10 protein-coding genes, 1 tRNA gene, 1 other RNA gene and 1 pseudogene are annotated in these 12,641 nt (G+C 33.9%); 3 read left to right on the top strand and 10 right to left on the bottom strand.

Translation table 11 applies throughout. From position 1 onward, the window contains the following. Nucleotides 1-16: 16 nt before the first annotated feature. The 3 genes from OOK82_RS05855 to ssrS all read right to left on the bottom strand — a co-directional run bounded on the left by OOK82_RS05855 (nucleotide 17) and on the right by ssrS (nucleotide 1,403). Nucleotides 17-709: a thioredoxin domain-containing protein gene (locus tag OOK82_RS05855; RefSeq protein ID WP_179945644.1), complete on the bottom strand. Its 693-nt coding sequence runs from the start codon at nucleotides 707-709 to the stop codon at nucleotides 17-19. A 53-nt stretch (nucleotides 710-762) separates the two neighbouring features. Continuing rightward, the gene (locus tag OOK82_RS05850; RefSeq protein ID WP_254229976.1) at nucleotides 763-1,224 is read right to left on the bottom strand and encodes a type II toxin-antitoxin system RatA family toxin; all 462 of its coding nucleotides are present in this window, start codon (nucleotides 1,222-1,224) and stop codon (nucleotides 763-765) included. A gap of 17 nt (nucleotides 1,225-1,241) precedes the next feature. After that, nucleotides 1,242-1,403, bottom strand: a non-coding RNA gene (gene ssrS / locus OOK82_RS05845) — 6S RNA. 117 nt (nucleotides 1,404-1,520) lie between these two features. Between ssrS and OOK82_RS05840 the strand changes: the two genes are divergently transcribed. Together OOK82_RS05840 and OOK82_RS05835 are read left to right on the top strand one after the other, a co-directional pair. Further along, on the top strand, nucleotides 1,521-2,105 hold the full coding sequence (locus OOK82_RS05840) for an MlaC/ttg2D family ABC transporter substrate-binding protein (protein ID WP_264686761.1): 585 nt from the start codon (nucleotides 1,521-1,523) through the stop codon (nucleotides 2,103-2,105). Then, nucleotides 2,102-3,400 carry a bifunctional folylpolyglutamate synthase/dihydrofolate synthase gene (locus OOK82_RS05835; protein WP_064085350.1) on the top strand — a complete coding sequence of 433 codons (1,299 nt, stop codon included), beginning with the start codon at nucleotides 2,102-2,104 and terminating at the stop codon, nucleotides 3,398-3,400. Before OOK82_RS05840 ends, OOK82_RS05835 begins: the two co-directional genes overlap by 4 nt. Here the strand turns inward: OOK82_RS05835 and OOK82_RS05830 are convergent. From OOK82_RS05830 to OOK82_RS05815, 4 genes are all read right to left on the bottom strand, one after another. Then, nucleotides 3,388-3,915, bottom strand: coding sequence for a hypothetical protein (locus OOK82_RS05830; protein WP_264704567.1), 528 nt, complete (start codon nucleotides 3,913-3,915; stop codon nucleotides 3,388-3,390). The genes OOK82_RS05835 and OOK82_RS05830 overlap by 13 nt on opposite strands. Before the next feature lie 248 nt (nucleotides 3,916-4,163). Continuing rightward, on the bottom strand, nucleotides 4,164-4,307 hold the full coding sequence (locus OOK82_RS05825) for a hypothetical protein (protein WP_264686763.1): 144 nt from the start codon (nucleotides 4,305-4,307) through the stop codon (nucleotides 4,164-4,166). Between the two features lie 820 nt (nucleotides 4,308-5,127). After that, nucleotides 5,128-5,607, bottom strand: a complete 480-nt coding sequence (locus tag OOK82_RS05820; RefSeq protein ID WP_264376144.1) for a DUF4231 domain-containing protein — start codon at nucleotides 5,605-5,607, stop codon at nucleotides 5,128-5,130. Nucleotides 5,608-5,669: 62 nt separating this feature from the next. Then, nucleotides 5,670-5,754: transfer RNA gene (locus tag OOK82_RS05815), tRNA-Leu, on the bottom strand. A 62-nt stretch (nucleotides 5,755-5,816) separates the two neighbouring features. On the opposite strand from OOK82_RS05815, the gene tldD reads away from it, so the two are divergent. Next, the gene (tldD, locus tag OOK82_RS05810) at nucleotides 5,817-7,247 is read left to right on the top strand and encodes a metalloprotease TldD (RefSeq protein WP_264686764.1); all 1,431 of its coding nucleotides are present in this window, start codon (nucleotides 5,817-5,819) and stop codon (nucleotides 7,245-7,247) included. A 333-nt stretch (nucleotides 7,248-7,580) separates the two neighbouring features. Here the strand turns inward: tldD and OOK82_RS05805 are convergent, their stop codons facing one another. The 3 genes and pseudogenes from OOK82_RS05805 to OOK82_RS05790 form a co-directional block, all read right to left on the bottom strand. Further along, a complete protein-coding gene (locus tag OOK82_RS05805; RefSeq protein WP_264686765.1) occupies nucleotides 7,581-7,736 on the bottom strand; it encodes a hypothetical protein in 156 nt (51 codons plus the stop codon). Between the two features lie 111 nt (nucleotides 7,737-7,847). Next, a pseudogene (locus OOK82_RS07770) lies at nucleotides 7,848-8,749 on the bottom strand (IS5 family transposase). A gap of 424 nt (nucleotides 8,750-9,173) precedes the next feature. Further along, on the bottom strand, nucleotides 9,174-12,635 hold the full coding sequence (locus OOK82_RS05790; RefSeq protein WP_264704565.1) for an ankyrin repeat domain-containing protein: 3,462 nt from the start codon (nucleotides 12,633-12,635) through the stop codon (nucleotides 9,174-9,176). Between the last annotated feature and the right edge of the window lie 6 nt (nucleotides 12,636-12,641).

Raw genomic sequence — 12,641 nt, 5'->3', positions numbered from 1 at the left:
GTAAGCTAAAGTGTTATTACTTCACTATAGCTTTTCCATATAACTCATCTATTACATTAGTGAAATATTCCAGCTCTCTATATCCTTCATGTTTAATTTTATTATTCTCTACATATGATTTATTATTGTTAAGCTTGACGATAAATACTGGAGTAGCTGTTATACCAAGTTTATTAATTGCAAGTGATTTATCATTTATAATTTTGTCCATCATCTTTTTATCATTAATGCATTGGTTAAATACATCTTGCTTCAAATTGCTTAGTGCAGCAATTTTTTGTAGTATAGTTAAATCACTAAAATTAGAGTAGTTCCACGAGTCTATTGCATTAAACACAGCTTTGTTAAAATTAAAATAGTCTTCTTCTTTTTCATAGCAATAACTTAGCATTGCAGCTTTTAATCCTCTGTAATCTAGAGGAAAATGACGGAATATGTATAACATCTTACCTGTATCTATGTACTTCTCTTTGATTTTAGGAAAAACTTTCTTATGAAAAAGAGAACAGTGATAACAAGTGAGCGAAGCATATTCTATCATTAAAATTGGTGCTTTTGGATCACCTAATAATTTATCATCAGGCAGTAGTGACAGTAGTTCTTTTGATGTTATTTCATCAGTTTTTTGAGTGTTGGGTAAGTTTTGTTCAATAGCTGCATAAGAACTAACACTTATAAAAATAAGTAAGAACAATAATCTAAAAATCATTACAATGGAAACACTTAACTTATTAAAGAATTTATGCATTTATATAAATAATGTCAAGATAACTTTTTCTCGGCAACACTTTCTACTCTGTCTTTAAATGCAGCAATTATTTTACTTTGTGTGTATTTATAAACTGAGTTTAATAAGGTGGAAAACAAATTGGATTTAAATTCAAACTTTATATAGAACTCTACCATAGTTTTACTTTCATCTATAGGAGTGAATTTCCATTCGTTGTATAAATGTTTAAATATTCCATTTGACGACACAGCTTTTATCCAACTTTTATTTGCTCCATTTGGAGAAAGAAAGGTCACTTCTGATGTGTAACTTCCTTTAATGCCATGAAAAGCTGCAAGGAGGTCCACAATCATTTGGCTATCAGTTTTTTCTTTTATATAAACAGCTTTGCACCAAGGAACAAAATCAGGATACTTCTCAACGTCAATTACAACTTGAAATATCTCATGAGATGAACAGAAAAAAACACCTTGTTCTTTATATTGGTGTAACATAAACCTAAATAATGGAAAAGGGATCCATATCTACCGTCAGTCTTAGTAGATTCCTGAGACCTAAAGTTAAGGTGGGCATCACGTACTAATTTCAATGAAATTAACAGAGGCAATTCCCTTGATCAGAAATTATCGCTCGGGAAATTTAACTTAACTCATAACGCATAGCACAGACCCCTAAATTAATTATAGATTATTTATATAGAGTATGTCTATAGATATATTAAAACTAGCGATCATTATTTTGCCTTTGTTAAATTTTGCATTTTAAGTATCATAGCTAATAAATATATCTTATGAATCTTATTAAGTTCTTAACCATTTTTATTGTAATCTCCTCAAGTGCTTACGCGAATTGTATAGGGCACAAAACTTTTGTGCTTGCCATGAAGCAGCAAGTAGACAACACGTCTATGAAAGGGAATAGAAAAAATCTAGAACATGTACAAGAAGAACTTCTGAAAATTATTCAGAATAATGTTGACCTCAAAGGAATATCTCGATTTGTCATAGGGAAATATTGGAATTTATCTACTCAGAAAGAAAAAGAAGAGTTTCTAAAAGAATATGAAGTATATCTCGCGCGCTTGTGCGCTAAAATTTTGTATAAATACATAAATAATAGTGAAATGACCATAATGAGTACAAAAGCAGTTGACGATGAAACTTGTCTGATAGGAACAAGATTTTCTTATGGTGATGAAGAATTTACAAACATTGACTTTAAAGTGACTAAAAATGACAATTCTTTCTTAATAAACGATGTTGTAATGAGTGGGATAAGTATTGCTATTAATCAACGTTCTCAATTTAGTGAAAAAATCGACACGCACGGCATGGCAAGTGTAATAGATGAATTAAAATGTAACAATAATCTATGATATACATGCCTCATTGGCCTAAGCCGCTTGGCAGTAGACCAAAGGATTTTTCTCTTGATCGCATAAAAAGCTCTCTCAATAGATTAGGCAATCCTGAGAAAAAAATACCGCCAATAATTCACATAGCTGGCACTAATGGCAAAGGATCGACACTATCATTTCTAAGATATATAATGCAAGCAGCAGGGTATAAAGTTCATACCTACACTTCTCCACATTTAGTGAATTTTAATGAAAGAATAGTTATTGCAGGCAATGATATCGATGATAGTGAATTACATAACTCACTAGAAGAATGCCGTATAGCAGTCGCAGAACAACCCATCACTCTATTTGAAGCCGCAACGACTGCAGCCTTCTTAGCTTTTTCTCGTCATAAAGCTGATATTACTTTAGTTGAAGTGGGTCTGGGTGGAAGGCTTGATGCAACAAATGTTATAGATAATCCAATTCTAACGATCATCACTTCAATTGCCCTTGACCATACAGAATATCTTGGTCCTACCGTAGAAACCATAGCAGGTGAAAAGGCTGGAATAATGAAACCTAATGTTCCTTGCGTAATAGCACCACAAGAAAAATCTATAATGAACACGCTAGAGCATCATGCAATAAATAAGAAATCTCCTCTGTATAGAGGAGGACTTGAATGGAATTGCGAAAAACAGAATAACAGAATGGTCTTTCAATCGGCTATTCAATCAATAGAATTTTCTTTGCCATCTTTAAAGGGTGAACACCAAATAATCAATGCAGGAAACGCCATTGCAGCATGTAGCATTTTGAGTGGAAAATATGGATTTGATATTGGAGAAGAGGACATTGCTTCAGGTTTACAGAGCACTTATTGGCCTGCGCGGCTAGAGTCTATAAAAGAAGGTAATTTAATTTCTTTATTACCAAAAGATTGGCAATTATTTCTAGATGGTGCACACAACAATGATGGTGCCAGAGTGTTAGCTAGGTGGGTAAAAGACAATTTTGCTGAAGGTGTTTATATGATCTTTGGTGTCACTCGTAACAGAAACGTCGCAGAGTTCTTAGAGCACTTAAAGCCATACATCAAACTACTATGCGCCGTTTGTGTTAAATCTGAACCTAAAGCAACAAGTACAGATTTAATCAGAGAAGGAGCTAATAATATAGGAGTAAATGCCATTGAATGTGAATCAATCGGTGATGCAATATCAAATCACATACTAAAAGCCTCTATTCAAAACGTCAAAACCATACTAATTTGTGGCTCGTTATTTTTAGCCAGAGATTTGAGTATGGAGAATAATCAACCTACTTGATGAGCCGAGACGTTAAAAGCACCATCAGGATTTACAATGCTGCTTGGCTTTTCGGTTGATGCTCCTATAGGTACATTTTGTTCATCACCTATTCCTTCAGTTTTTACAAGATTTACAACTTTTCTCTCGTAGATTTCACTTGCTAAGTGTAGTAATAAACTACAACCTAGTACTGTAGCAAATCCAATGAGTATTTTACTGTCTACGCAACTAGATTGATACTGTAACACCAAACCTGCTATTAATAAAATAGGAGGGAGATAACTCGAACATTGGGAAGTAAAAATGAAATATTTAAATCTTTTACTTTTTAATATTTCTTCCCATCTCTCTTCTTGATCTAAATTTTCACCTTGTTCCCGTTGAGAATTTTGCAAATCTACAATTTCTTTCATTAAAGGTGATATCAAATAAATAGATAAGAAAAAAGTTGTAACAAATGTTATTAGGCTCGCACTAAACAAAATGCCAGGTGTATCAGTAAAATTAGCAGCCTTATATAGCTTACACCCCAAGTAAATATACGACACTAATGACGAGATGAACAGTAGGAAGCTTACTAAACTAAAAACAACATAATACTTTGTATGCTTATCATTCTGACCTTGCTAAATTGATTGTAAATACCTTTTCCATTCCTCAGGAATGATTAATCCCTGATTCTTTCCACTTAGTGGTTTAATATATTGCAAAAGTGCTGCTTTATTTCTGTTAAGGGCCTGTATTTTTTCATCGCTACCTCCTGGTTTATCTGGGTGACACTTTATTGATAACCTTCTATAATTTTTGCTATTATATTAGATATTTCTAAGAAGTTACGACCTTCTACTTCTTGCACTTGAATGCCTATCTCTTTAAATAAACTTTCATTATAATCATATTCTCTTTTTCTTAGCTTATAGCCCATGTCTCCACCTCATAAATTAACTAACTATTAATACTTTATAATATATAAATTTCCAAATCATTTCATTCATGCTTATTGTATGAATTATTTCTTTCACGACTACCATGACAAGTGTATGAAAGTTATCATTTAGTGCATAATAGTGCTTCAATGTTTAGGGTTACAGTTTTCATTGGTCATTTGAGTTACTCAAATCCAATTCATGCCAGTTCTATCTATCCTGTCATTTAAGTAGCCCTTTTTGTGTAATCCCAGTACCCTCTCTTTGATGTCATCCAAGTAGCTTACACTGGCTTTCCGTAATCTCAAAAAACGTTGTGTTTTAGCATAATTTTGTGCTCAATATGCTTGTTTATATTAAAAATTTCTGGATTTCAGCATCAAATGCCGGAATATGGGTATCATTCAATTAGCCCTTTGTTGTCATCCCAGTTCTCCGACACTGGGATCCAGGAACCAGCGTCACGCGCTGGCTCTCTAAAATTACTTTAGCTACAAATATTAAGAAATTTACTAAATAAAAAAAAGACAAAAAAAACCCGTATAGCGAGTTTTAATAATGTAAATTGATAATGTGCTAACGCTTAAAATAAGCGCGATTTGGCTGAATGTAGAAAAAATTTAAAAGACATACAGCCGCTATAATTTTTATGTAATTTGCCAATAAATATTTGAGTTTTTTACTGAATTTTGTTGTTAAATCTGCAGAGATTAAAAACAAGGATAAATACTCTTACTTTCATAGTAAGGGGGATGGCGTAATTTGTCAAGTTAAATAAGCTAATTTATTAACATGTGATAATTAGACAGCTATCGTGGATTAAATGTTCAAATGACTACTAGATTTTAGATTATTACTTTCATCTATTTGCGGCTGACTAATCATAGTACAAACGAAATTGGTTGCCATAAAGGTACAGCCTAGAATAAAAAAAGCAGTAGAAATGAAAGGAATAATAGGAGATTCGAGAGGTAATATATATATTATTCCTCCTATTAAAAATGAAACGCTAGATGCAATATCAAGACAGATCTTCATTAGTTTCTCTTGCCGAGGAACGAGTTGCTTATTAAGGTCACGCTGCCTGAAATGATCAGTTAATGACCATACATTTAAGACAAGAGAAAGTGCACTTAGTATAGTGCTGGCAATAGTAAAATACAAGCTTAAGGCAGAAATATTCAAAGCTAATGCTGCTATGTACCCACTCAAAGAAGCAATAGATAATGCAGTAACTAAGCGTTTTGAATAAGTTCTTATTTTCTTTCTGTAAACAAGCCTCTCTTTGTCGCAACTCATAAACTTAAGTATAGTAAATATGTTATATTATAGCATTAATTAACTCAAAAATCAATATAGAGTGCCCGAGAGAAGACTTGAACTTCCACAACTTAAAAAGTTACTAGCACCTGAAGCTAGCGCGTCTACCAATTCCGCCACCCGGGCTTTTTGTGATTTACTATGTTAAAATTAAATAGTATACTTAAACAATTTTTAGCTCAAAGGTAATGCCAAATCTAGATCAAATATTTTTTGCTCAGAACAATGTTAATATTAATAATGTATATAAAATAGTCAACAACGCTTTGAGCAATAGTGATGGTGGTGAGCTATTTTTAGAGTTTTGCCAATCAGAGTCCCTGGTTTTTGATGATAACATATTGAAACACATGGATTTGAATATCAGAAGGGGATTTGGGTTAAGGTCCTTTTGTGAGGATAGTACGTCTTTTGTTTGCTCTTCTGAAATTAGCGAAAAGGAAATTAGTAACGCTGCTTCTATAGTGAAAAACTCAGTATCTTTAAACAAAACAAATTCAATAAACTTAAATGAGGGAACAAGAGAGCTGTATTCAAAGATTAACCCCATAAATGAAATGGATCTGAACTCAAAGATTAAACTACTCAATGAGGTTAATGAGTATGTAAGGTCCAAGAATAACTACGTGAAGCAAGTAAAAATAACTCTAAGTGGAGAATGGCAAGTTGTACAAATAATAAAGGGTGATCACAGGTTAAGCGATATTAGGCCTTTGGTACGTTTTAATGTATTAGTCATCCTAGAGAAAAATGGCCGAGCTGAGAAAGGCTCTTCAGGGCACGGTGGAAGAGACTCTTATAGTAAGTTTGTTTCTGAGAAGAAGTGGAAAGAAGTTGCAAATCAAGCGTTAGAGCAAGCGCTGGTAAATCTTGAGGCAATTCCAGCTCCGGCTGGAGAGATGACAGTTGTTTTAGGTTCAGGTTGGCCAGGAATATTATTGCATGAAGCTGTAGGTCATGGACTTGAAGGCGATTTTAACCGTAAAGGAATCTCGGCATTTTCAAATTCTATGGGTAAACAAGTGGCAGCCAGTAACATTACTGTAATTGATGATGGAACTCTACCTAATTTGCGTGGTTCTATTAGCATAGACGATGAGGGTACTTTACCTGGCTATAATGTGCTTATAGAAGATGGAATTCTAAAAGGATATATGCAAGATCATATGAACGCTAAACTCATGGGTGTAAGCCCAACTGGTAATGGTAGAAGAGAAAGTTACAAAGAAGTTACCATGCCACGCATGACAAACACCTATATGTTGCCAGGAAAATATACACCAGAAGAAATAATATCCAGTGTAAAGAGAGGCCTATATGCAGTAAATTTTGGTGGTGGACAAGTTGATATAACATCAGGAAAATTTGTTTTCTCATCTTCGGAAGCTTACCTAATAAAAAATGGTAAAATTACACAACCAGTCAAAGGAGCAACGCTAATTGGTGATGGGCCAACAGTGCTAAAAAAAGTATCAATGATTGGTAATGATCTAAAGTTAGATCCTGGTGTTGGTACGTGCTCAAAAGACGGACAAAATGTGCCTGTTGGAGTTGGTCAGCCAACACTCAAGGTCGATGCAATAACTGTTGGTGGAACTGAATATGTAGATAAGGGCTAAGCGAACTCAGCTCATGCTGTACAATTATATTGTAACCATTATTCAAGTAGCTCATATAGATGCAAAAACTACTTAACAAATCTCTCTGCCTTCCTTGCTATAACGTGTATAACAATCTCACAAAAAATAATATCATAGAATTCAATAGGTGATCTTTAAAAAATCCTTAAGGAAAGTAAAATACTGTTTAAATAGGCCGATATAGATGGTTTTACGATATAATAAAATTATTATAAACAAGAACTTATAAACTCTAGCAAATGAATTTGTGAGTTTAGTGGTGTTAGGAATACCTAGCTCTTTTATGCGGATTGATATTCTTAATAACCTGCTCTAGAGATAGATTATATAATTTTGACAAGGTTCTTGGCATGTGATATTTTTCTCGAATATAGGTAATGGTATAAATGACTTTATATCTATATCCAGCTCTAGGGGAAGATCTTCAATGTTTACGTCCATCCCTGATAAAGGATATTCTATGTCCATGTGCAGCTTTGGGGGATAGTTCTACTTTGAAGATTTCTTTCACTTTTACTATTGCGACTCCCGATTGGCTTTGTTGCATCACACTTTATGAGATGGTGATTTATGGTAAATTCATGTGACTATCTCAAATTTAGCCATACCAATATCAGTGAATTTATTAAGCAAATAGCATTTAGTTCTTTTTCTCGATTTATCTCAGATTTATTCCTAAAACTAAATCCGAATATTTGCTTTAATCTTGAGAAAAACCCTTCAATATAAGATCTTTTCCCATAATTTACTTCTTTTTCCATTCTTTCATGCCATCTTCACCGTATAATTTTATTAACCTAATAGCAGCATTCCTGTCAGACATATAATCTATTTTTGAATGTTCTGCTGCATCCTTTTTTGGTAGAACTTTTGTTTTTATATCGTATTTCTTACACAATTTATAAAGTTTTTGCCTATCGTATGCCCTATCTGCATATAGTGCTTTTATGGCATGCTGAAAATCAACTTCTTTTAGCAAATCACAAGTGATCAGAGTAGACACCGTTACTGTATTTTACAGCTATGGCTTTTTTGTTGTTTATATTTAACATTCCGTGCAATTTTCTCGTTTGCTCATAGCCACTCTGTCAGTGCTATTTTCCTTGCTGTGTGTCGTTGTATATACTAATTCCTGTACTGTCTATAACAATTTCGATATCTTCTATATTATTTTCTGCAATCATTTATCTTAATATTAAGTTTTTTTTGATGCTTGTGAATAGCTGCAAATCTCTTCCTATTTGTTGCAAATACCCTTTTATAAACCCGACTGTTTGTCTTAAACCAATTCTAAAGAAACTGACGATTATATGCACTAAAATCACAACTTTATCACTATAAATATAGTTGCCGCCCTGCATTTTTGGACAATTCTCGTACCAATTTTCTATGGCGTCATTGATATAACAAAAAATGCTTCCTCTTTCTTGGAGAAATTTGTTATATTCATGGCAGTTACTGACTCTCATTTTTTGTGGCATATTTTTTCTTCAACAGTTAAATGGCTATTTATAATGAATTTTGTCAGTAACTGCCAGTTCTTTTCACTTGAGCGATGCAACAAAGCCATCCTATGGTCAAGCCATAGGATGGCAGGAGAAGGAAACACTGGGATGAAAGCAAATGAAACCACTGGAACGTTTATTTTTGAAAGTAAGTTGCATAGTAGATGATGTCATTCCAGTACTTGATACTGGAATCCAGGAATTTTGATTCTAAATTAGGTATTGGTATGGCTAAATTTGAAATCATTACATAAATTTGTCGTAAACCATCACTGCTTAAGGTGCTATGCAACAAAGCCATCCCAGTGTCGAAGCACTGGGATGACAGGATAAGGAAACGCTGGAATAAAAATAGAAGATCTAATTCCTTATATCAATTAATTCTCATCCACCTTTTATGTTACATAAACTCATCACTTTTATAGAACATCTCATTAAAATCATTCAAAATTCCAAAATCTTGATTTTTAATAAATAGATGCCCATCTGCAATATAGGACTGAGCAAGAGTAAATGGTTCATCATGATGCTGTGATGCTGGCCTAACAATTTCATTGTACAAAACCATTACTTGCTCATAATTGTATCCACTACCATCATGATATTTACCACGTATAGTGTCATAAAAATTTCTTACATCATCATACGTAACTTGCAGTTCTACCTTATATTTCCCTATTTCAACAGCCTCACCCACTTTGATTTTTAAAGGATGTTGTGATTCTTCTTTCACATTATCTATAACAATTGTTTCCTCTTGCTTCTCTTCGTCTCCTCTTATCGATCTTTTACTTCTTTCTTCACTCGCAGGTTGATCTGCTGGCATTTGGTCTATATCGTTAGATTCTTCTTCTTGCATAGTAATTTTTTTGAGATAGCTAAGCATATCCTTTCCAGCTTTTTCCCAAGTTGCAGCTTCTTTTGAAAGCTCACGATAATAAGAATCATTATCGCCTTTGCTATCTATTACATCTCTTGCTAGTCCTTTCTCTTCTGCCCATAACTCAGCATGTTCAATAAGTGTCCTGCCATCTTTGCCCACAACATCAACGTCAGCTTTGTTTTTTATTAGATATTCTATTGTATCTAACTTTCCATGCCTCACTGCATGAACTAAAGGTGTCCAGCCATCATTATCCTGCACATTAACATTCGCACCTTTTTCAACTAAATGTTCTATTATTTCCTTATTTCCAAGATCAACAGCAAGGTGCAAAGGTGTTAAGCCGTAGCTATCCTGAATATCAATATCCGCATTGTGCTCTATGAGATATTTAACTACTTCCATATTTTTCATGTGCATGGCAAAATGCAGTGGAGATTTACCAGAGCTAATATCACGGGTATCAACATCTATACCACGATCTATTAAGTATTTAGCAATTTCCGTATGTTTTAGCTCAATTGCATAGTGCAGCAGTGTTTGAGCTGACGTGTTTTTGATACCAAGATCTGCGCCATGCTCAACTAAACTCTTAACTATTTCCGCATGCCCTAGCTTAATAGCAGCAAGTAACGGAAAAGTATAATAACTTTTACTATTAGGATCTGCGTTATGATCTAATAGATAGTTCACTATTTCTGTATTACCTGAATAAATAGCACTGTATAATGGCGTTTTGGAATAAGCATCTTGAATATTAGGATTTGCACCACGATCTATTAAGTATTTAGCTATCTCTATATTTCCAGACTCAATAGCATAGTGTAAAGGTGTCTTATAATACACATATTTAGTATTAGTTTTCTGATAATAATTGTCATGAACATTAAGATTTGCTCCATGATCAATAAGATATTTTGCTACTTCCGTATTTCCTGACTGAATGGCATAATGTAGTGGCGTTTGTCCATTATGGTCTCTTGTATCAGTATATGAATTGTGTTTTAGAAGCGTTGCTACTTTGCTTAAATCTCCCAATGAAGCAGCAGAGTGTAAACTCGTCGCACCTGTTACCTTATTTATCTCGTTTGCGTTTTCTACATTATTGTCATCAATATTCACCTTTAAGAAAGGCTGTTTATTATACTTCATAACTTTTGTTGTAACAGCTTTTCCTTGTTCGTCTTCACTCGCTTTTTTAGCAGGTTGCATAGAATCTTCTCTACTGACACTTGATTTAGATTCTATCTTGGTTTTATCACCACTTACATTATGTACTGGGCTATAACCATATAGACCCTTGCCTGCACTTTGTTGGCTTGTTGAACTTTCAACACTGTTAGATTCAACAACATTATATTCCATATGTTGTTCACCACTCAGCTCAGCCTTAACCCATTGTTTAAATTCTTGATCATAACCTTTCAGCTCAGCCAAAAAATCCTCAAATAATTTATTACCTTGAGACCTATTTGCACCAGATTTAGAAAGGCTCTTGAGCAAATTATCAATCATATCTGGGTGTTTATCTTCAAGAAATTTGATCACTTGTTCAGCATCCGAATGATAATGTTCCCCTTTATTACTCCAAATATTATTGCGCAATATTTCATCTGGTTTGAGACCTTTATTCTTTATTGCAATCAAGGCCTCTTTATCTACGTGGTCATTGACATGCCGACCATCTTCTAAACTTGCCATATAGTTAGCAACCCCTTCATGCATAGCCTTAGATAAGACATCACCTGTACCATAATAGGAATTAATGATAGTTAAGGCGTGTCCCAATTCGTGTTTTAAAGTTTTACACGAGTCATCAAATTGGTCTTGTAGATAAAAATAAACATGAATTTCTGAGCCACGCCCTTGAACTGTTAAGCCAGAAGCGCCTTTATAGTTAACGTTCAACTCCTTAAGATAATTTTCGTAGTCACTCTTTGTATTAAATACGAAAACATTAACTTTATTTGGTATGTTGTGCCAAGGCTGAGAATTATTAATGCCAAATGCTGAATCAAAATCTTTTATAGTACTCTCGATGGCATTTTTTACACTACTCAATTTGCTCTGAGTTAATTCCTCATCATCATATTTTATATTTATTTGAAGCTTGTGTTCGCCAAAAGTCATAACTTCACTATCTGGCACAAGATCTGCCACAATTTTATCGCCACTTTTTACATCCATCCACTGCTTAAATTCTTTTTCAACTTCTGAGTTATTCAAAAGATGCTTGAATTTTGATATCGCTTCTACTCTATCGAAGGACATCTCAGTAAGCAATTGCTTTATGAATTGAGGATGTTTTTCTTGTAGGAATGTCACTAAGCAATCTGATATTCTATAGTCGTTAGACATACTTGCTATTTTATATGGTGTATCATGCCCAGATTCATGCATTTTATTGTATGCTTCTTTTGTATAATGCATATCGCGAGTGCTTTCTTTTTTAGCTGCATCATAGCTCCACATGAAAAGCTTCATACCGGTACGTAAAACTTCAGGTACTGTATCCATATTACCGGTAGAGTACTCAAGAAATGCATCGCTCATTTTTTCCATTAAAATTTTAGATTTTGCACAAAGTAAGCCATTTACATCTCCAACAATAAAAGTCTTTGCTATCGTGCCGTCAGCTTCGTGTGCTCTTACTGTTCCACCACCCCATAATTCTCTATGGTCCTTACCACCTGAAAGTTCCTTGATGTGAGCTTTGTAATCATCGTAATTTTTCAGCACATAAAGCTGCAATTTTACTGGACCAGAATGAACGCTTTTTTGTGAATAGAAATTATCAGACCAGGCTCCGTAAGCATCTTTTACAGTTTGTTTTATATACTCAGGGGTATAACTAGCTAATCCCCCATATTTTACTTCTATTGTAAGCTGATCGTTTATTACTATACTTTCTTTATTTGGAAATAATTTTTTAATCAAAGTTTGTGATTTATCATATTCAGAATTTGTTTTAAATTTCATATCCAC

Source organism: Wolbachia endosymbiont (group B) of Apotomis betuletana (assembly GCF_947250475.1).
Taxonomy (GTDB): Bacteria; Pseudomonadota; Alphaproteobacteria; order Rickettsiales; family Anaplasmataceae; genus Wolbachia.
Note: the sequence above shows the minus strand (reverse complement) of the source record. Positions and strands in the feature narration are given on the sequence as shown.